The organism is Deltaproteobacteria bacterium (assembly GCA_019309045.1).
Classification (GTDB): domain Bacteria; phylum Desulfobacterota; class Syntrophobacteria; order BM002; family BM002; genus JAFDGZ01.
The window spans coordinates 24,400-44,008 of the sequence record JAFDGZ010000042.1 but is presented as its reverse complement, the minus strand read 5'-3'; the positions used below and the strand labels follow the sequence as shown (position 1 = coordinate 44,008).

Below are 19,609 nucleotides of genomic sequence, written 5' to 3'. Positions count from 1 at the left end.
AAGCCGTGGCCGAAACCTGTGCGCCTGCGCCCGTCAATTCTCTATGTCTTTTTCGTCAGCTGGTCATTGATCTGTTGCACGATGTGGCTCAGATCTTTTCTCACCTCTTCGATATACTCCAGGTTGCCTGAGATGGCATAGGTGTACACCGGCTCGTACCACTGAAGCCTGGAGTGCTTCTTTATATACGGCTTCAGGGCTGTGAATTTGTCGCTCAGTTCCAGGTGGAGTTTGTTCCTCTCCTTGAGGGTGTCCAGGTTCTGATTGTCAGCGTGTTCTTTGTACAGGTGGTACAGCTGCCGCAGGCGGCTGACCACATCCGCATCGGTCATCTCCGTTTCTCCTTGCACATCTATATTTTGCCCATCAGGCACCGGTTCACGCTGATGTGTCCCAGTGCTTACTGCTCACTGCCTGGTGCCTAGTAGTTCAACGGGCCTCGTAACCCTACACGTCAGAGGGGCTACGGCTACGAAGCCCGTTTCCGCTACGGTTCTAGGCTACGTGTCCAAAAAATGAGTCCCACTGCTTACTGCCTGGTGCCCAGTAATTTACCGTGTCTCCTAACTCTGGCCCTGGCCGATAATCGTAGCAGCGGCATGTTGCCGCGAAACTGAACGGGGCACAGCAACGAAGGAAAAGCCGAAAGCCGTGGCCGAGAGCCGAAACGGGCCTCGTATCCCTGGCCCTGGCCAATCCCCTGTCACGCCTACTCCCTGTTGCCCGGTGATTCACCGCCCTCGCTGGTTAGAAACAGGACGGTCCCATGGTGGAGGCATCTTTCCGGCTCTGCCGCTCATCCGTGTCCTTGGGCGGCACGCCTCTGTGCTGCACAATAGTGATGGTGCTGCCCTGGATGGAGAGTTCGACCCACTTGTAGCGGCTGCTTATAACCGGCTGATTCATTGGCAGCCGCTTGCGGGTGAAGAACAGAGCCCTGGCTGGCGACCAGCGGCTCGGGTAGTATCTGGTCCAGTCGAATTCGAATTTGCCTGAAAAAATTATCTCCTGCACAATAAGGTGCCGCGGCGGCGAAGCAATGGCCCGCTTGAGTCTTCTTTCAATTTCCTTCTTCCGCGCCGGACTCAGGTCTTCAACGATCACCTGTGTGGGATACTCGTCCCCCGAGGGAGACTGACCGAAATTACGCTTCACATTGGCAAGGCCTTTGAGAATCTTGCGGGCGTCCCAGAAATCAAGGTCAGTGTAGATGTGGTAGAAGCCCTTGCTATATGACTCTAAATTATAGATAATTCGAGCCATAAGGTTTTCGCCCTCGTGCTTTCCAGGCAAGCAGTCCCAGCTGGCGCCTTCAGTTCTCTTCGTTTTTCTTCTTTTCTTCCTCTTCCCTGCCCTTGCCGAATTCTTTTGCCATCTCGGCCATCTCTCGCAGCTTGTCGTCGACTTTGCGAAAGACCGTACCTTCAGGATAGGTGCCGTCTTCCTGGCGGACTCCTGCCTCCACACCGGTGAGAATCTCGATGCCTTCCTCAATGGTTGAGATCGGGTAAATATGGAACTGACCCTTCTCCACCGCCTCCACAACTTCTTGCTTGAGCATAAGATTCTTGACGTTCTTTTCAGGGATCAGCACCCCCTGGGCACCGGTGAGTCCTTTGTGCTTGCAGATTTCGAAAAACCCTTCAATCTTCCTGGTAACTCCACCGATGGGCTGGATCTCACCCTTCTGGCTCACCGAGCCGGTAACGGCAATCCCCTGAAAAATGGGCACTCCAGATATGGCAGAGAGCAGCACGTAGAGTTCAGTGCTGGAAGCACTGTCGCCATCAATCATGCCGTAGCTCTGCTCGAAACAGAGACTCGCCGACAGGCTCAGCGGCTTGTCCTGGGCAAACTTCTCCCGAAGGAAAGAGGTGAGGATCATGACGCCTTTGGTGTGAATATTGCCGCTCAGTTTCGCCTCCCGGTCGATATCCACTATCCCTTCCTTGCCCAGGGCGATCGTGGCCGTAATGCGGCTCGGTTTGCCGAACACGTGGTCGCCTGTTTGCAGAATGGACAGGCCATTTACCTGGCCTACCTTGTAGCCGTCAGTCTCCACCCAGAAAATATCTTTCTTGACCAGCTCCTGCACCTTCTCTTCATACAGATTGGCCCGGTATATCTTGTTGTCGATGGCTGTCTGCACGTGGCTGCGGTTTATGAACTCGGCGCCATCGAGTCCAGCATAATAATTGGCCTCTTTGAGCAGGTCGCTGACATCGCCCAGTTTCAGAGTGAGCTTCTCCCTGTCACCGGTGAGTTCCATGCTGTGCTCGAGCACTCTGGCCACTCCATCGCTGGTGACATGGCGGAGCTTCTGCTCACCGCAGAACTTGGACATGACGCAGGCACACTGCTTCAACATATCAGCGGTGTGATCAACTTCAGTGTCCAGGTGGGCCTTCACCTTGAACATCTTCGGAAAACGATCGTCATAGGTGTAAAGCAGCTGGTATAGATAGGCGTCGCCGGTCAGCACCAGCTTTACTTTGAGCGGGATTGGCGTCGGCTTCAAGGTGCGGGTGCTGAATATGCCATACAGTTCACCGAGGTCTTCAATCTTTATTTCACCGTCTTTTACGGCTCTCTTGAGAGCTTCCCAGGAAATCCAGTACTTGAGCAGGTCCAGGGCTTTCATCACCAGGTAGCCGCCGTTGGCCTTGTGCAGCGCCCCGGGCTTTATCATGGTAAAATCGGTGAACAGAGCCCCAAAATAGGCCTGCCGCTCAATGCTGCCGAAAAGATTGGGATAGCTGGGATTGGACTCGATGATTACCGGCGCCCCCCTGGTTTCCGAGTTGTCGATCAATACATTGACATCGTACTTGCGCATGGTAACTTCCTTGGGGGGCTGTGGAAACGGAGCTGGCTGCTGCTGTTGCTGCTCGGGCTTTTTCTTGAAGTCGTCGATATTTTCAAGAATATCTTCCTGCACCTCCTTGAGATATTCGAGCACATCCTTTTCTTCTTTGAACTGTTCTTCCAGAGTCTCCATGAGATGGCCCACCACGTACATGGCGATTTCTGCATCCAGCTTGCTGTGCTTCTCGCGAAAGGCAGCCTCCGCCTTGCGAATCTCCTTGATGGCCTCGCTCATCTCCTTCTGTAGTTGATCGCTCTTTTCCCGCAGACTCTTTTTCTCCTCGTCGGGCAGCTGGCTGAGATCTTCCTGAGACATTGGCTGGCCGTCTTCCCTGGCTGGAACGATCACCATTCCCACCTGGGAAAACTGCAGAATGAAACCCTCTTCTTTCGCCTTGGCAGCCAGTTCGTCGATGAGTTCCCGCCGTTTCTTTTCAAATGCCTGGTGCACCTCGGCCTCTTTGGCCCGGTAATCATCGCTGTCGAACACTTCGGGAATTTTTGCCTGGAGAGTATGGACAAATTGCTCCATACTCTTCTTCAATTCCTTGCCCCGCCCAGCAGACAGACTGAGTGCTTTGGGACTGTCCGGTTCCTTGAAGTTGTACACATAACACCAGTCCGGAGGCGTGGGTTCGTCTTTGGCTGTCTTTTCCAGAAAGGTGCGGGCCAGATAGGTGAGGCCGGTCTTGGGCTCGCCAGCCACAAAAACATTGTAATCAATGTCTTTCATACCCATGCCGAACTTGATGGCCTGAATTGCTCTGTCTTGCGCCACCACACCTTCTTCAGGAGGACAGAGGCTATCTGTGGTTTCGAAACCGAGTTCCTTGGGGTCGATGCGGGCTGCAAGTTCAGCTACTGGCACTTCCCTGTACTTCTTCGCCATAATGCTCTCTCCTTACCACCTTTACAGAGGTTCTTCTCCGCACGATTTTTCGTAGCCGCAGACCAGGGCAGCTCGTGCTCGCGTCATTATCACTGTTTTTCCATAGACAGCAAAAACGGCTGGGCCTGACAAAATAATCTCTTTTCGGCTTCGCCAGGCTTCTGTACCATCCGTCTCCCAGCCACAGTCATCTACATTTTAACCCATTACTTCCAGCACAACCCTCTTTTTCTGGCTGGCGCCAGCGGCATTGACTATGGTGCGTATGGCATTGATTGTCCGGCCATCTTTGCCGATAACCTTGCCTATATCGTCTTTGGCCACCGCCAGTTCTATAATTATGGTGTTGCGTCCGCTTCTTTCGGCTATGAGGATCTGCTCTGGATGATCCACCAGCGCCTTGACAATGTATTCCACCAACGCTTTCATTCCTATCCCCCCGTCCACTTTCTGCAGCTCTCTCCATCACGATCCAGCGGCTGTGACATCTGTGGTCCAGATCTGCCCTGAACCCACTTCTGTTTTGTGGAACCTCAGGTCCCAGAGTCTCTATGCTGGACCTGTAAGCTCCCATGGCCAGAGTTCTCTCAGACTTTGCAGGCTGAGCCAGAGGTTCTCCTCTGCGTGTGGTTCCAGGGTTATGACCGGCCGCCTGTTGTTGTTGCCAAGGTACTGAAAAAGTTCATGGAAAGGTGCACTGCCGTCTCCTATGGCCTGGTGAGAATCACAGCGGCCATCATTGTCGTGAAGATGAACATGGCCGAGGTAGTCTCCCAGACAATCCAACCATTCCGCCAGGGGAGCTCTGGCAAAGACATGCTGGTGTCCAATATCGAAACAAAAACCAAAATAGTCTGAAGATATCTTTTCCAAAACCGCCAGAATCATCTCCGGAGTCTCCTCATAAGTGTTTTCCAGCTGAATGGGGACTCGAAGTTTTTCGGCTCTTGCCACCAGGGGCTCCCAGGTAGTGATGCTGTTTTCCAGCCAGCGGCTGCGGTGTTCGTGATATCGACGGTCATCGTAGCCGGCATGGAAGACGATCGCCTTTGGCTCGAAAATGGGAGCCAGGTCCAGGAGACGATGGAACCGGCGGCGGCTTACCTGCCTGACCTCTTCATCCAGGCCACCGGGCGCCAGATCCATGAAGGGGCCGTGCACCGTGGTTGTCAGCCCATGCCGGGCCAGCAGGTCCGCCACAAATTGCAAACGTTTGTGGTCCACCTCATCAAGGACTGCTGCGCTGAAGCCAATCTCTGGATTGACTCGGTGGTAGAGGAAGACATCCAGGTATTTTTCAACCAGGAGATCAAAAGGAGCATTCACCTGCACCAGCTGAAGTAAGCCGTTGTCTGAAGGATTCTGCTCACTCACCCACCACATCCCTGCTTGATCGTCGGCTCGCCTTTTCCCGGGAAAGCCATGACCTTGCGCAACTTTCCCTGAGAACACAGAGCAGACTGCTCCCTGCGTAATCCTGGCAGTGTCCGGCCTTGGGCTTCCAGCATTCTAGCGAATGGTTATTGCGAAATCCAGCAAAAACACTTCGGGTTTTCGGTTATTGGTTATGGTTATTTTTTTGGCGCAGGGCGCAGGGCGCAGGGCGCAGGGCACAGGGCAGGCGGCTGCGCCGCCTTATCAAGTTATTTATTTGGCGTTATTTTTTTGGCGCAGGGCGCAGGGCGCAGGGCGCAGGGCAGGCGGCTGCGCCGCCTTATCAAGTTATTTTTTTGGCGCAGGGCGCAGGGCGCAGGGCACAGGGCAGGCGGCTGCGCCGCCTTATCAAGTTATTTATTTGGCGCGGGGAGTTTAGGCTGGGAGGCTGTGAGGCTTTCGCCTTTGGCTGGGGCAATATTACTACTTGCTGGTAGATATCACGGCAACAGGTCCGTAGGCGCAGGCTTCAGACTGCGTTGGCCGGTCCGCCCATCGATTCATGGGGCATAATTGGCGGCAAGATGTAATGTATTGATCGCCACATACGCAACCTGAAGGTTGCGGCTACCGAATGTACAGTGACGGGAGTGCACCTTTATTTTGCCATTCACCCCTGCTGCTGACCGCCTTCTCATCAGTTGACAAAAGTAGCTAGGTCTTCAAATTGAGCTCATCGAAAAGGTCGTCTGCATAGTCCATAATGTGCTGCCGTTGCCTCTGGCTGGCGTACTGAATGCAGCTGCACCGCAGCCGCTGCCGCGTGCGCACCAGCAACTCAAAGCTGATAGAGTTTCTATGCAGATTGATGGCAAAATAGAATGGTTGGCAACTGCTGTGTTCCCGCTGAACCGCCTCGTAGAGCAGCTCAGGAATTGGCACCCAATAAATGCCCGGGAGATCTCCCTGCTCCGCATGATGGTCCAGGTGATTCTCGAGAGCATGAAAGTCACTTTCGCGCAACTGATCGATCACGTACTGTTTCATTGCAAATTACTCCAACAACGCAATGGTGCTGCCCTCACGGCTTACCGGTGAATCCTCAGCCATCTCAATGTCGGCGAGGGAAAAGGGGAAAGGCTGCACCAGCGGCCAGTACTACAATGACGCCATAGCGCAATTGCTTGCCGAAATAGATAACAACACAGGGCAACGCAGGCTAAAGCCTGCGGCTACCAATTCGTTGCCGTGTCTGCAATCCCCTGTCACGCCTGGTTGACGATATTGTTTATCAGGTGTACTTTCATTTTGCCATCAACCGATAACCGATAACTGCTTAGCCAAACACCTCGCGGGCCGTCGTGCCCAGCTGGCCGAGATTCCTCACCACGGTGATGCCTGCCGCTTCCATGGCATCGATCTTGGCCTGGGCTGTGCCGCTGGAGCCGCTGATGATGGCGCCCGCATGCCCCATGCGACGACCGGGCGGCGCTGTCAGACCTGCCACGAAGCCGACAACCGGCTTGCTCACCTCCCGGGTAATGAACTCTGCGGCATCCTCCTCTGCAGAACCGCCAATCTCGCCAACCATCACCATGCCGCTGGTATCGGGATCTGCTTCCATCAGTTTGAGGGCATCAATAAAAGAGGTGCCAATAATGGGATCGCCGCCAATACCCAGGCAAGTGCTCTGGCCCACATTGTTCTTGGTGAGCTGATCAACCACCTCGTAGGTGAGGGTGCCGCTGCGAGAAATCACGCCTATGGAGCCCTGCTTGTGGATCGGCCCGGGCATGATGCCCACCTTGCACTTGCCTGGGGAAATAATCCCGGGGCAGTTCGGCCCTATTAGACAAGAACCTGCTTCTTTGACAAAGTGATAGGCCTTCATCATGTCCAGAACAGGTATCCCTTCAGTAATGGCAACAATCAACGGTACGCCGGCAGCCGCCGCCTCCATAATGGCGTCGGCTGCAAAGGCAGGTGGTACAAAGATCATACTGGCATTGGCGCCCGTCTCCCGGCAAGCCTGCTCTACCGTATTGAACACGGGAATGTCATCCATGAGCTGGCCCCCCTTGCCTGGAGTAACCCCGGCCACCACTCTGGTGCCGTAGGCCACGCACTGGCGGGTGTGAAACTGCCCTTCCCTGCCGGTAATTCCCTGGACGAGCAAGCGCGTCTGTTCATCAACAAGTATACTCATAGTGAACCTCTCGATCTCTCCATATATCCTTGCCTGCGGGATGCAGTTGCCCGCGAGCCCAACTTGCAGTGGCGGCTGAACAACCGGGCCAGCCGCGAGTTGAACACTAGGCCCGGGCTATCTCGGCCACCTTGGCAGCTGCCTGCCAGACGTCCTCGGCAACATTCAAGTCCAGGCCGGACTCTTCGAGGATTTTCCGGCCTTCATCCACGTTTGTGCCCTCCATGCGGATCACCACTGGCACTGTGATACCCACCTTTTTCGCCGCTTCCACCACCCCGCTGGCCAGTACGTCACAGCGCAGTATGCCTCCAAATATGTTGATGAGCACTCCTTTGACATTCTTGTCGCTCAGGATGATGCGAAAGCCGTTTTCCACCATTTCTGCGCTGGCTCCGCCGCCCACATCGAGGAAGTTGGCCGGCTCGGCCCCGGCAAGCTTGATGATATCCATGGTGGCCATGGCCAGACCAGCGCCATTCACCATGTTGCCTATGTTGCCGTCCAGCCTGATGTAATTGAGATTGTACCTGGATGCCTCCACCTCCTGCGGATCCTCTTCATCCAGATCCCTGTAGGCGACAATATCCTGATGACGATACAGGCCGTTGTCATCGAAGTTCATTTTGGCATCGAGAGCAATGAGCTTGTCGTCACTGGTGATCACCAGCGGATTTATTTCCACCAGGGAACAGTCGTACTGCACAAATAGATCGAAAAGCCTGCTGACCATGGGTATGAATTGCTTCACCAGAGCCGGCTGCAGATTCAGGCCATAAGCGAGCGTCCTGGCCTGAAAGGACTGCAGACCACGGTCCGGCTTCACCTGCTGCTTGATGATCTTCTCCGGGGCTGCTGCCGCCACCTCTTCGATCTCCATACCGCCAGCCTCACTGGCCATGATCACCAGAGTAGCGCTGCTCCTGTCCGGCACAATGCCGAGGTAGAGCTCTTTGGCAATATCCAGCCCCTCCTCCACCAGCACCTTGCGCACCAGTTTGCCCTCAGGGCCGGTCTGATGGGTAACCAGGGTCATGCCCAGAATCTGGCCAGCTGCCTTCTCCACCTCGTCCAGGGAGTGAGCCAGCTGCACACCGCCGCCTTTACCCCTGCCGCCTGCATGAATCTGAGCCTTGATCACCACCGGCAGCGTACCGAGATCCTCGGCAATTGCTCTCGCTGCCGCCGCATCCGTGGCCAGGCGGCCCCTGGGTATGGGGATCTGGAACTTGTCGAACAATTCCTTAGCCTGATACTCGTGAATTTTCATCGTTGAGATCTCCTAATCGCCAGCGCCCAGTAAAAATTTCCTTTATGACTCTGAGGCAACCCTGGAGCCATTCTCTGAGTTTCGCCCGTCAAGTCAAGCCCTTTTATCACAAAATTCAGAAATGGCCAATGACTGCGGTTGTCGGTTATCAGTTATCAGTTATCAGTTGTCGGTTATCAGTTATCGGTTATCGGTTGCTGGTAAAATAAACCCTGGTCAAGAAAAGCGTTGACAGGTCATGGTTTAGAAAGGAGGAGGGTCTAGAGGTACTTCTGGACAAATCCCGGAGGACCCCCCATCTGTCCTGAGCCTGTCGGAGGACGCTCAACCTGCCCTGAGCTTGTCGAAGGGTGCCCCACCTGTCCTGAGCTTGTCGAAGGGTGCTCGACGTCTTTATAGTAATAGACATAATTTCTTCTTTTGTTATGATTAAAATAAAGAGCCTTGCTGAGCAGACGTGTCTTTCTGGAGGTCCACAATGGAGTTTGAAGCGTTTTTCGAAAGATGCCAGAGTGAACCCACTGTAAGTGATTTTGAATCTTACCTCTCATTCTGCATCTTCGAGAGAAGAGACACCGCTGCCCCCACCAGAGACGAATGCAGCCTGGAAATGTACAGCTACATCCGCGATCAGGCCTTCGAAGGTCGAGATGAGCAGGCCGCCCGGCTGCTCTATGAGCTCTCTGGTGCAAAGCACTGGCAAGAGGGCGAATGGGAAGGGGCCTTGCGCTGACCGTATCTCACCCTACGACGTGGGGGGTCTGGAGCTTCCAGCTGCTATGGTCAACCTGGACTACATGTACTGTGAACACTGCCGCACCGTGGTGAAAGTGAAAAGGAAAGCGCGCCAGTATGTACTCGAGGATGGCAGGACTTTTGAAAAAGTAGAACTCATTTGCTCCCGGTGTGATGCCAGGGTGCTGGTCTATATACCGCCCCGGTTGGCCAGGACAGCAAAGTGAAAAGACCCGGCCGCACATCCCTCCTGGCCGGGTCTTCCACTATTGTTTTTGTTTGCTCTGGCAACAGGCCCTCAAGTCAGGTTCCCAGAAAACTTCTGGTCAGGGTGTCCCAGGAAAGGTCGGGCACCCTGCCCACCACGTCTTCAATGGGACCGCCGTCAGCGTAGGTCACCCCCACTTCACTCACCAGTTCAATCAACTTGACGTGCTCCTCTTTGATCCATTCAGTGCTCTCACGACCGAAGAGAAGGTCTTTCAAATTTTTCTTCATTTCTGTGGGATCCAGAACTGCCAGCCAGCCGTCGTTGTAAGGCTCTTCCTTGACCACTTCAGGCTGCTTGGTGATCTGGTAGTTCACTGCCGTGACAACTCCGGAAAGAGGCGCCAGTACTGAGGCAATCTTGCCCTCTCTCTTGAAGCCCAGGCCCGCCTCGCTGAATTTCAATTCTTCACCGGTAAGAGGCAGATCCAGTGCATCCACGGGACCAAATACCTTCATGCTGAAATCATCGAGTCCGATGCGTATACGCCCGCCCTGCTCGATACGTGCCCAGGTATGACCCAGATGGAAAAAATGTCCTTCCGGCAGCCCATAGCCCTCCACCTGGGGAACCTGTTCCAGGTAATAGGGGATCTGCAGCTCCCAGCCGTCTTCCAGCATCTGGTCGAACTGGCACTGGTGGCATTCGTAGTCATAGGGGCAGAGTCGAAAAGGTGCCCGACCAGAGAGCGTGTGCCTGCATTTCCGATGCGTACCCGTGCGTTTTTTCATGGTTTCCTGCCAGGGTATGATGTGAGCCTTCTTGCCCCGAGGCTCCAGCCCCTGCAGGCGAGCGGCCACGTTTTTGTTGGCAGTCTCGCGCATGGCCCTGTCGAAGGCACAGGTATGACAGTTGAAATGATTGTTGCAAAGTTTGAAGTCTATGACCCCCGCCTCCATCCAGATGCACTTGCCGTCGCCGTTGGGCACTGCCTTGAATCTGGCAGCCTTTCCTTTTTCTTTCATGATCTCCTGCTCCTTTCACTCTATTCTGATGTCTGTGGCAAAACATGGATAATTGTGTTCACTCAGTGTGCCCATAAGCAAAGCAATGGCCATGCCACATGGAGGAGGCAACTATAACTAGCTGATATTATTTAATTTGTTTTGCCACGACTGCAAGAAGGGTGCAGCAGGAATGTGGTAATACGCCACACGTCAGAGATCTGTGTCATGATAACTAGCGGGAATATATGATATTTTTATATTGTCGAAATATACCACATAGTGTGGTATATTTCGACATATCCTGCCGGCCCCGCTAGGCGCCCAGAAAAATGTCGGTGGCCAGGTGCCACAGCAGGAGATCGCGGCAAGAAGGGCAGAAATAGGGAAACTTTCTGTCGGCACAATCTACGCCCACAGAATAGCTCATAACGCAGTCCGGGTCCGGGCAGTGTCGCAGACCAAAGGTGTGGCCGAGTTCATGGATGGCTTCTTTTTCCAGCCGATCCAGCAGCGGAGGACAGCCTGGCCGGGGATTGCTCTCGGGGTTGGGGTGCAGCCGAAAGGTGGAAACCACCGCACACCTGCCGTGGAACTGCGCCTCACCAAAGACATATGAGAAGATGGGGCTGAAGAGGTCAATATCGGTTACCCCGAGAATCTTCAGGGCATACGCTGGAGCTATCTGAGGCAGCTTGCGTATTATGAGCTGAGAATTATACTGTTTTCGCTTGGCGTCAAGGGCATACACTGGCCTGCCCTGATTGGCAGTCAGTTCCACTGGCAGGCCGAATTGTTCTCTCATGGCCTCGGCAAGGCTCCGCAGGTAATCAGCACGCACCGCTCCCATGGGTACCAAAGAGATGATTCTCCCTCTCGTGCTGTTTCGCTTCATTGCGGTTTGCTGGACTGACGCTGCAGGCCGAACTTCTTGATCTTCTTGTGCAGAGTAGTCCTGTCTATATTGAGAAGGCGTGCTGTCTGAGATATGTTCCAGTTCTGGCGCTCCAGCATTTTCTGAATGTGGGCCTTTTCCACCTCTTCTAGAGTTTGCGGTCCATCGGGCAGGGGCTGCTCCATGACGCAAAAGGGAAGGTGCTCCACTTTCACCTCGGGCCCCTCGTCAATGACAACCGCACGTTCTATGACGTTTTCCAGCTCCCTCACATTGCCGGGCCAGTCGTAGTCCATCATCAACTCCAGGGCTCTGGGCTCGATGCGGTCGAATCTCTTGCCCACCTCCACGTTGTATTTGTTCATGAAGTGGGCGGCCAGCAGGGCGATGTCCTCTTTGCGCTCCCGCAGCGGCGGCAGGTGGATGCTGACCACGTTCAAACGGTAGTAGAGGTCGCTGCGAAAGGTGCCTTTTTTTACCTCGGCAGCGAGATCACTGTTGGTGGCGGCAATGAGGCGCACGTCCACTTCTACCAGGTCGGTTCCTCCGAGCCGCCGAAAGCTCTTCTCTTGCAGCACGCGGAGGAGTTTTACCTGCGTTTTTATTGAAATATCCCCAATCTCATCCAGAAACAGAGTCCCTGAAGAGGCCAGTTCGAAGCGCCCCTTTTTGGTGCGCTCCGCCCCTGTGAAGGCCCCCTTCTCGTAGCCAAAAAGCTCGCTTTCCAGAAGAGTGTCCGGCAGAGCACTGCAGCTGACCGCCACAAAGGGACTGTAGCGCCGCGAACTGTGTGTATGGATGGCCCGGGCCACCAGCTCCTTGCCCGTGCCCGTCTCCCCGGTGATCAGCACATTGGCGTTGGTGTCGGCCACACTGCTGATGGTCTCGAAAACTCGTTGCATGGCAGCGCTCTTGCCGATGATGTCGCCGAATTCATACTGCTCACTCAAACGCTTTCTCAGGAGGATGTTCTCTGTGACCACCTGTTGATGGGCCACGATCTTGTCGAGCATCAACGACAGTTCTTCCACGTCCAGAGGTTTGACGATGTAGTCGTAGGCTCCATCCTTCATGGCCTGCACTGAAGTGCTCACAGAGGCATAGGCGGTCATCATGATGACCAGGGTCTGCGGCGAAATTTTCTTGATTTCCCGCAGCACCTCCACACCGTCCATGCCCGGCATCTTGAGATCCAGGAGAACCACGTCCCAGTTCTCTTGTTTTACAGCCTCGAGAGCGGCTGGCCCGTCCTCCACAGCCCTGGCTTCATAATTCTCCTCCCGGAGCCAGTTGCTCAGTGACAGGCAGACCATCGGCTCATCGTCCACTATCAACACTCGAGCTTTCTCCTTCATATTCTCTCCCGCAAAACCAAGAGTCCCACCACCTTGCCTGCATGCTTCTTTTCCATAAATTGACTATTCTCCTTCATTATGCAGGTTCCCGGCTGGCTGCCGCGGCAGCTGAATGCGAAAATGAGTCCCCTTGCCCAGCTGGCTGTCCACCGAGATCCGCCCACCGTGCTGCTGGATGATGCCATAGGCCACTGACAGCCCGAGACCCACGCCGCTGGTCTCATTCTTGGTGGTGTGAAATGGTTCAAAAATTCGCTGCAGATCTTCCTTGGAGATGCCCACACCCGTGTCGCTTATGTCCACCACCAGCAAACCCTCGCCCTTGTCGTAGCTGGCAGCAACGCTGAGAAGACCCCCATCGGGCATTGCCTCGATGGCATTCCAGACAATGTTGAGCAGGGCCTGCTGCAGTCGAGCTCCGTCGCAGACGATTGGCCGCAGATTGGCTGCAAATGAAGTAGTTATTTCGATTCCGGTGAGCTCGCTCCGGTGGCGGATAATCTCCAGGGTCTTCTTGAGGATCACCCCGAGGTCGTTTTCTCTGATCTCGATCCTTCCCTGACGGGCAAAATCGAGCAGACCCTTGGCTATATCAGCACAGCGGCTGGTCTCTGCATCCAGGTGGGAAATGTACTGGCGCAGCTCAGCCAGCCGTTCACTTGGAAAGGGCTCCTGCTCCATTATCTTGCGAATCAATTTACTGAAAGTAAGCGCACTGGTGAGCGGGTTGTTGATCTCGTGGGCAATCTCTGCTGCCAGCCTGCCAATGGAAGCAAGACGCTGCGACTGCAGCAGCATCTGCTGCACAGTGCGTCTTTCGGTAATATCCCGCATAAAACCTATGGTCGCCATGCGGCCCTCACACAAGGACAGGGCTGCGCTGTAGATGACAGGGACAACAGAGCCGTCCTTACGCCGGAGTTCGAACTCGTACACCTGGTTCAGGGTCTCCCCGGCCTGCCGGCGGCGATAGCGCTCCAGGGCCTCGTGCCGCATCTTCCCCTGGAACAGCTCCGCAAACCCCATGTTCAGCAGCTCTTCAGGACTGTAGCCGGTAATGTTGCAGAATGCCTCATTCACGAAACGAAAGCGGGCCTCCACCCCCAGGTGGTCCTGCAGCAGGCAGATGCCCAGCTCAGCCTTGTTGGCCGCATCCTCCAGGGCCTGCTGCCGCACGGCAAACTCTTTGACCTCGTTCTGCAGCCTTCTCGTATGCGTCACTTCTTTCATGCGGCCCACTTTGCCTATGGTGCCGTCGCGCATCCTTATAGGAAAGCTTCTCACCTGAAAAATCCGCTCCACCCCAGGCAAATGGTACTCCTGCACGCCGCACTGCTCCTCCTGAATGGTTGACATCACCGTCCAGGGGCATGGCGTCTGGCGCCCGAACAGTGCCTGGTGGCAGACTTCGCCCACATGGTCCCCCACCAGCTCGATGAGCGCCTCGTTCATGAACAGAATGCGGTAGTCCTCTCTGACGATGTAAATGCCGTCCTCGAGAACATTGGCTACCCGGGTGAAGAGCTCGGTCTCGGACTCCAGGGCCCGCTCCGTCTGCTTTTCCCTGGTGATGTCATTCAAGACTCCCTGAACCGCCAGGAAGTCACCCTGGTCGTCACAGACAATGTAGCCGCGAATGGCCACCCATCTGGTCTGGCCGCTGCGAGTGACAATTGGATACCTTGCTTCGTAATACTTGTCTGATTTGAGCGCTCTTTTCACGGCATCCTGCGCCTGCTCCCGGTATTCTGGCTGGACAATATGCAGCCACTTCACCTTCCTGTCGAGAAAATCTTCCAGGGGCCAGCCGGTGAGCTCTTCTATCTTGCGGTCGAAGAACTCCACGGACCAGTCCCGGTAGCCGCGGAAGTAGATGAGATCTCTGGTGGCGAACTGGAAATCTCGCCTGGCAGCGGTTTCGGCGAGAATCCGCTCCAGCTCCTCCACCCTGCGTTCCAGTTCAGCATAAGTGGGTTTGCCCATGAACCGCCCTCACATTGCTTGCAGATCATACCGTCAGGAGCAAGTTAACAAAGAATAGTACGTCTTTGCTATATCCTTTTATGTCAAGTATGCGTATCTCTGCTATTTTCAATTGACTTTAATATGTTCGTCAACTAAATTAGATTTTTTGTTCAGCGGTACTACGTTAATATTTTCACATTTTTCTTGACATTTCAGTGGGTACGGTCTACAAATGGCACGTTTACTATAGCACGTCATCCCCTCTTGTACTACTGCTCTGGCAAGGGGGGAACATGATGGTCAAGATCTGTGGCATGGCCGCACGAAGCTCGAGTACCTCTCACAACCAATCCATCAAGTTCAATGCAGGAGAAACCATGAAATCCGAAAAAGCAGACCAGACTGGCGTTGGCTCGGTTCTGGTTGTCGGGGGCGGCATTGCCGGCATGCAGGCCGCCTTGGATCTGGCCAACTCAGGCTTTTTCGTCCACCTGGTAGAGAAGAGTCCGGCAATTGGCGGGGGCATGGCTCAGCTCGACAAGACCTTCCCGACCAATGAATGCGCCATGTGAATTATCTCGCCTAAACTGGTCGAGGTCGGCCGGCATCTCAACATCAACCTGCTAACCTGTGCCGAACTTGAAAGTGTCACTGGCGAACAGGGGCACTTTCAGGTGACCCTCAACAAGAAACCCCGCTTCATCGACCTGGACAAATGCACGGCCTGCGGCGATTGTCTCGAGGTCTGTCCGGTGACCCTGCCCAGCGAGTTCGAAGAGGGACTGGGCGTTCGCAAGGCCACCTACAAGCCCTATGCCCAGGCAATCCCCAGCGGCTATGTCATCGACAAGAGGGACCGTTCCCCTTGCACCAATGCCTGTCCCAACAGTGTAAATGCCCACGGCTACACAGCACTCATTGCCCAGGGCAAATACCGCGAGGCCATGGAGGTCATCCTCCGCACCCTGCCCTTTCCAGGGGTGCTGGGACGCATTTGCCCCCATCCCTGCGAGACCGCCTGCCGGCGGGGACAGGTGGACGAACCCATAGCCATCTGCGCCCTGAAGCGGTTCGTGGCTGATCAGGTAGACATTGAGAGCCTGCCGCTGCCGGAGATAGAAAAACGGCATGAGCAGGTGGCCATCATAGGCTCTGGTCCTGCTGGCCTGACAGCCGCCTACTTCCTGGCCCTGGAGGGCTACCAGGTCACCGTGTTCGAGGCCCTCTCTGTTGCCGGCGGCATGCTGCGGGTGGGCATTCCTGACTACAGACTGCCTCCAGAGGTCCTGGACAGGGAGATCAGGGCCATCACCCGCCTGGGGGTGGAGATCAAATATAACAGCGCCCTCGGCCGCGACTTCACCATCGAGGAGCTGTTCCAACAGGGCTACAGGGCAGTGTATGTCGCCATCGGAGCGCACCGCAGCCTGCGGCTCAACATCCCCGGGGAAGACGCCGAGGGCGTGGTCCCGGGCGTCGACTTCCTCAGAGAAGCCAATCTTGCAGAACGACAGAAGGTCGAGGGAAGAGTGGTGGTCATAGGCGGCGGCGATGTGGCCATCGATGCAGCCCGCTCAGCGCTCAGACTCGGAGCCGACAGGGTGACAATTCTCTACCGCCGCACCCGGGCGGAAATGCCAGCCAGAGAAAACGAACTCCAGGATGCCCTGGAAGAGGGCGTGGAGATTCAGTACCTGGCGGCGCCCCAGCAAATCCTGACCAAAGACGACAGGGTAGTGGGCATCCAGTGCATCAAGATGGAGCTCGGCGCTCCGGACACCTCCGGCCGCAGGAGGCCGGTGCCCGTGCCGGGCAGCGAATTCGTGGTGGAAGCCGAAATGGTGGTGCCAGCCATCGGCCAGACACCCGCCTCTGAGACCCTCGCCAGGGCAGGCATCAAAGTGAGCCGCTGGGGGACCATCGAGGCCGACGAGGTCACCTTTGCCACCAACATGGAGGGGGTCTTTGCCGGCGGCGACGCCCAGAGCGGCCCCTGGGTGGCCATTGGCGCGGTTGCAGCCGGCAAAGAGGCCGCCATATCCATCGGCCGCTACCTCAGGGGCGAAGACATGCGCGCCGGCCGGGAACCCCTGGAGCTTCCCCAGGAGGATTTTCTCCCCATCCCCGAGGACCTGGAAAAGTGTTCGCGCCCTGCCATGCAGACCATACCGCTCGCCGAAAGAAAAGAAGGCTTTCGGGAAGTGGAACTGGGCCTCACCGAGGAACAGGCGCAGGCCGAAGCAGCTCGCTGTCTCAACTGCATGGCCTGCTGCGAGTGTCTCGAGTGCGTCAAGGCATGCAAGGCCGGCGCTGTAGACCACAGCATGCTGCCGGAGACCATCACCCTCGAGGTGGGCTCCATCATTGCGGCCCCCGGCTTCAAGGCCTTCGACCCCACCCTTTATGAAGACTACTCCTATGCCAACCACCCCAATGTGGTGACCAGCATGGAGTTCGAGAGAATATTGAGCGCCGGTGGTCCATTCGGCGGTCATCTCATAAGGCCCTCCGACCACAGAGAGCCCAAAAAAATAGCCTGGCTCCAGTGTGTGGGCTCCCGCGACATCAACCACTGCGACAACAGCTACTGCTCCGGAGTCTGCTGCATGTACGCCATTAAGGAGGCGGTAATTGCCAGGGAGCATGCCAGAGAGGAATTGGACACCGCCATCTTTTTCATGGACATGCGCACCTACGGCAAAGAATTCGAGCAGTACTACACCAGGGCCGAGGAAAGCGGCGTTCGCTTCGTGCGCTCGCGCATCCACTCCATTGAGCCGATTGCTGCCACAGGCAACCTGCAGCTCAGCTACGTGAGCGACGCCGGGGAGATCGTCACCGAAGAGTTCGACATGGTAGTTCTCTCGGTAGGGTTGGAGACGCCGCCCGATGTCCAGCAGCTTGGCGAAAAACTTGGCATCGATCTCAACCAGCACCGTTTTGCCACCACTTCGAGCTTCGAACCGGTGGCCACTTCCCGGCCTGGAGTATATGCCTGCGGCGTGTTCCAGGGACCCAAGGATATTCCCCAGTCGGTCATGGAAGCCTCGGCAGCGGCCGGCGCCGCCGCCTGCAAGCTGGCTGCCGCCCGGCATACTCTGGTGAGGGAAAAGTCTTTTCCCGAGGAACGGGATGTGGCGGCAGAACCGCCGCGCATCGGGGTGTTCGTCTGCAATTGCGGCGTGAATATCGGCGGGGTGGTGCGCGTTCCCGAGGTAGCCGAATACGCCAGGACGCTGCCGCACGTGGTCTATGTGCAGGAAAATCTCTTCTCCTGTTCCCAGGATGCCCAGGAACAGCTGGTGCGGGTAATCGCCGAGCAGAATCTCAACCGGGTAGTGGTGGCTGCCTGCTCGCCCCGCACTCATGAGCCGCTTTTCCAGGAAACTCTGAGAAACAGCGGCCTCAACAAGTATCTTTTTGAACAGGCCAACATTCGCGATCAATGCTCCTGGGTGCATTCGGATGAACCGGATGCGGCCACCCTCAAGGCCAAGGACCTGGTGCGCATGGCAGTGGCCCGGGCAGCTCTTATCGAGCCGCTGCCCATGCCGTCGGTGCCGGTAATTCCTGCGGCTCTGGTGGTGGGCGGCGGAGTGGCAGGCATGGTCGCGGCCATTACCCTGGCGCAGCAGGGCTTCAAGGCCTATCTGGTGGAGAAGGAAGCCCGCCTGGGCGGCCACGCCCTCCAGGTGAAGAAGACCTGGCGCAATGAAGACGTGGCCGCCTATGTGGCTGCTCTCACCGAGGAAGTGCAGGGGAACCCCAACGTCGAGGTTCTCCTCGACACTGAAGTCAAAGAAGCTACCGGCTTTGTGGGCAATTTCAGCACCAGGGTGATCTCCTCCACGGACGGCGAGCGGCAGCTGGAGCACGGCGCTGTCATTCTGGCAACCGGGGCTCACTCCTTCAAGCCGCAGGAGTACCTTTACGGCAAAAACGAGCGGGTGTTCAGCTGGCACGAACTTGACGAGGCCTGGGACAGCGATCTGGTCACCGGGGCCAGCAGCGCCGTCTTCATCCAGTGCGTCGGCTCCAGAGAACCAGAGCGCCCTCACTGCAGCAGAATCTGCTGCACCTTTTCTGTGCAGAAGGCCGTTGATCTCAAAAAGCGCAACCCGGAGATGGACGTCTTCATCCTCTACCGCGACATCCGCACCTACGGCGAGCGGGAGGACCTCTACAGCGAAGCCAGAGCACTGGGCGTCCTGTTCGTGCGCTACGATCTGGAGCACAAGCCGGTAGTGGAAGAGGAAACCGACGGCAGCCTGAAAGTCACCGTGGTCGATCACGTGCTGCAGCGGCCCGTCACTTTGAAGCCTGATTTCATCACCCTGGCCACAGCCATAGAAAGCCGCGGCCTGGAAGAGCTGGCCCAACTGTTCAAGGTGCCGCTCAGCCAGGACAACTTCTTCCAGGAAGTTCACATGAAGCTCCGGCCCGTAGATTTTGCCAGCGACGGCGTGTTTGTCTGCGGCCTGGCCCACTATCCCAAACCACTCGACGAGAGCATCGCCCAGGCCCAGGCGGCCGCGGCCCGGGCAGCCACAGTCCTCTCCCAGAAGGGCATTGAAGTGGAGGGAGTGGTCTCTGCTGTGGACCAGAGCCTCTGCCGCGGCTGCGGCAAATGTGTGGAGGCATGCCCCTACGGCGCGCCGCAGCTGGTGGAGGTGGCGGAGGGAGTCCTGGTATCGCAGATTCAGGAGGCGCTCTGCAAGGGGTGCGGCGCCTGTGCTGTTGCCTGCCCCACTGGCGCGGCCAACATCAGGCATTTCACCGACATGGAAGTGCTGACCATGGTGGAAGCGGCTCTCTGCGACTGAGAGGCAATCTATGGCACCTG

The 19,609-nt window shown here is 56.2% G+C and carries 16 protein-coding genes; 4 read left to right on the top strand and 12 right to left on the bottom strand.

Annotated elements, in window-relative coordinates; all coding sequences use genetic code 11:
- Positions 1–41 precede the first annotated feature (41 nt).
- The 5 genes from JRI89_10585 to JRI89_10565 form a co-directional block, all read right to left on the bottom strand.
- Entirely contained in the window at positions 42–332 is a 291-nt protein-coding gene (locus tag JRI89_10585) for a hypothetical protein (GenBank protein ID MBW2071689.1), read from the bottom strand.
- A gap of 415 nt (positions 333–747) precedes the next feature.
- Positions 748–1,263, bottom strand: a complete 516-nt coding sequence (locus tag JRI89_10580) for a hypothetical protein (protein MBW2071688.1) — start codon at positions 1,261–1,263, stop codon at positions 748–750.
- Between the two features lie 49 nt (positions 1,264–1,312).
- On the bottom strand, positions 1,313–3,754 hold the full coding sequence (locus tag JRI89_10575) for an AAA family ATPase (protein ID MBW2071687.1): 2,442 nt from the start codon (positions 3,752–3,754) through the stop codon (positions 1,313–1,315).
- A gap of 198 nt (positions 3,755–3,952) precedes the next feature.
- Entirely contained in the window at positions 3,953–4,183 is a 231-nt protein-coding gene (locus JRI89_10570) for a KH domain-containing protein (GenBank protein MBW2071686.1), read from the bottom strand.
- Between the two features lie 120 nt (positions 4,184–4,303).
- Positions 4,304–5,128: a sugar phosphate isomerase/epimerase gene (locus JRI89_10565; GenBank protein MBW2071685.1), complete on the bottom strand. Its 825-nt coding sequence runs from the start codon at positions 5,126–5,128 to the stop codon at positions 4,304–4,306.
- Between the two features lie 142 nt (positions 5,129–5,270).
- Between JRI89_10565 and JRI89_10560 the strand changes: the two genes are divergently transcribed.
- Entirely contained in the window at positions 5,271–5,567 is a 297-nt protein-coding gene (locus JRI89_10560) for a hypothetical protein (protein MBW2071684.1), read from the top strand.
- A gap of 275 nt (positions 5,568–5,842) precedes the next feature.
- On the opposite strand, the gene JRI89_10555 is transcribed toward JRI89_10560, so the two are convergent.
- The 3 genes from JRI89_10555 to sucC form a co-directional block, all read right to left on the bottom strand.
- On the bottom strand, positions 5,843–6,175 hold the full coding sequence (locus JRI89_10555) for a hypothetical protein (GenBank protein MBW2071683.1): 333 nt from the start codon (positions 6,173–6,175) through the stop codon (positions 5,843–5,845).
- A gap of 289 nt (positions 6,176–6,464) precedes the next feature.
- Positions 6,465–7,334, bottom strand: coding sequence for a succinate--CoA ligase subunit alpha (gene sucD, locus JRI89_10550; protein ID MBW2071682.1), 870 nt, complete (start codon positions 7,332–7,334; stop codon positions 6,465–6,467).
- A 106-nt stretch (positions 7,335–7,440) separates the two neighbouring features.
- The gene (gene sucC, locus JRI89_10545) at positions 7,441–8,604 is read right to left on the bottom strand and encodes an ADP-forming succinate--CoA ligase subunit beta (protein ID MBW2071681.1); all 1,164 of its coding nucleotides are present in this window, start codon (positions 8,602–8,604) and stop codon (positions 7,441–7,443) included.
- Between the two features lie 478 nt (positions 8,605–9,082).
- Between sucC and JRI89_10540 the strand changes: the two genes are divergently transcribed.
- A complete protein-coding gene (locus JRI89_10540; protein MBW2071680.1) occupies positions 9,083–9,337 on the top strand; it encodes a hypothetical protein in 255 nt (84 codons plus the stop codon).
- A gap of 46 nt (positions 9,338–9,383) precedes the next feature.
- Positions 9,384–9,566: a hypothetical protein gene (locus JRI89_10535; protein MBW2071679.1), complete on the top strand. Its 183-nt coding sequence runs from the start codon at positions 9,384–9,386 to the stop codon at positions 9,564–9,566.
- A gap of 76 nt (positions 9,567–9,642) precedes the next feature.
- Here the strand turns inward: JRI89_10535 and JRI89_10530 are convergent, their stop codons facing one another.
- The 4 genes from JRI89_10530 to JRI89_10515 all read right to left on the bottom strand — a co-directional run bounded on the left by JRI89_10530 (position 9,643) and on the right by JRI89_10515 (position 14,784).
- Complete coding sequence (locus JRI89_10530) at positions 9,643–10,572, bottom strand: hypothetical protein (GenBank protein ID MBW2071678.1); 930 nt, start codon at positions 10,570–10,572, stop codon at positions 9,643–9,645.
- Between the two features lie 295 nt (positions 10,573–10,867).
- Positions 10,868–11,446 (bottom strand): archaemetzincin family Zn-dependent metalloprotease, encoded by a 579-nt coding sequence (locus tag JRI89_10525; protein MBW2071677.1) that lies wholly within the window; start codon positions 11,444–11,446, stop codon positions 10,868–10,870.
- A complete protein-coding gene (locus JRI89_10520) occupies positions 11,443–12,801 on the bottom strand; it encodes a sigma-54-dependent Fis family transcriptional regulator (GenBank protein MBW2071676.1) in 1,359 nt (452 codons plus the stop codon). The genes JRI89_10525 and JRI89_10520 overlap by 4 nt, the downstream gene beginning before the upstream one ends.
- 63 nt (positions 12,802–12,864) lie before the next feature.
- On the bottom strand, positions 12,865–14,784 hold the full coding sequence (locus JRI89_10515; protein MBW2071675.1) for a PAS domain S-box protein: 1,920 nt from the start codon (positions 14,782–14,784) through the stop codon (positions 12,865–12,867).
- Between the two features lie 359 nt (positions 14,785–15,143).
- On the opposite strand from JRI89_10515, the gene JRI89_10510 reads away from it, so the two are divergent.
- Positions 15,144–19,589 (top strand): FAD-dependent oxidoreductase, encoded by a 4,446-nt coding sequence (locus JRI89_10510; protein ID MBW2071674.1) that lies wholly within the window; start codon positions 15,144–15,146, stop codon positions 19,587–19,589.
- The last annotated feature ends 20 nt before the right edge of the window (positions 19,590–19,609 follow it).

Excerpts from the sequence above, each read along its gene's own strand:
- JRI89_10585 (MBW2071689.1), bottom strand. The coding sequence starts at position 332 with ATGACCGATGCGGATGTGGTCAGCCGCCTGCGGCAGCTGTACCACCTG.
- JRI89_10580 (MBW2071688.1), bottom strand. The coding sequence starts at position 1,263 with ATGGCTCGAATTATCTATAATTTAGAGTCATATAGCAAGGGCTTCTAC.
- JRI89_10575 (MBW2071687.1), bottom strand. The coding sequence starts at position 3,754 with ATGGCGAAGAAGTACAGGGAAGTGCCAGTAGCTGAACTTGCAGCCCGC.
- JRI89_10570 (MBW2071686.1), bottom strand. The coding sequence starts at position 4,183 with ATGAAAGCGTTGGTGGAATACATTGTCAAGGCGCTGGTGGATCATCCA.
- JRI89_10560 (MBW2071684.1), top strand. The coding sequence starts at position 5,271 with ATGGTTATTGCGAAATCCAGCAAAAACACTTCGGGTTTTCGGTTATTG.
- JRI89_10555 (MBW2071683.1), bottom strand. The coding sequence starts at position 6,175 with ATGAAACAGTACGTGATCGATCAGTTGCGCGAAAGTGACTTTCATGCT.
- sucD (MBW2071682.1), bottom strand. The coding sequence starts at position 7,334 with ATGAGTATACTTGTTGATGAACAGACGCGCTTGCTCGTCCAGGGAATT.
- sucC (MBW2071681.1), bottom strand. The coding sequence starts at position 8,604 with ATGAAAATTCACGAGTATCAGGCTAAGGAATTGTTCGACAAGTTCCAG.
- JRI89_10540 (MBW2071680.1), top strand. The coding sequence starts at position 9,083 with ATGGAGTTTGAAGCGTTTTTCGAAAGATGCCAGAGTGAACCCACTGTA.
- JRI89_10535 (MBW2071679.1), top strand. The coding sequence starts at position 9,384 with ATGGTCAACCTGGACTACATGTACTGTGAACACTGCCGCACCGTGGTG.
- JRI89_10530 (MBW2071678.1), bottom strand. The coding sequence starts at position 10,572 with ATGAAAGAAAAAGGAAAGGCTGCCAGATTCAAGGCAGTGCCCAACGGC.
- JRI89_10525 (MBW2071677.1), bottom strand. The coding sequence starts at position 11,446 with ATGAAGCGAAACAGCACGAGAGGGAGAATCATCTCTTTGGTACCCATG.
- JRI89_10520 (MBW2071676.1), bottom strand. The coding sequence starts at position 12,801 with ATGAAGGAGAAAGCTCGAGTGTTGATAGTGGACGATGAGCCGATGGTC.
- JRI89_10515 (MBW2071675.1), bottom strand. The coding sequence starts at position 14,784 with ATGGGCAAACCCACTTATGCTGAACTGGAACGCAGGGTGGAGGAGCTG.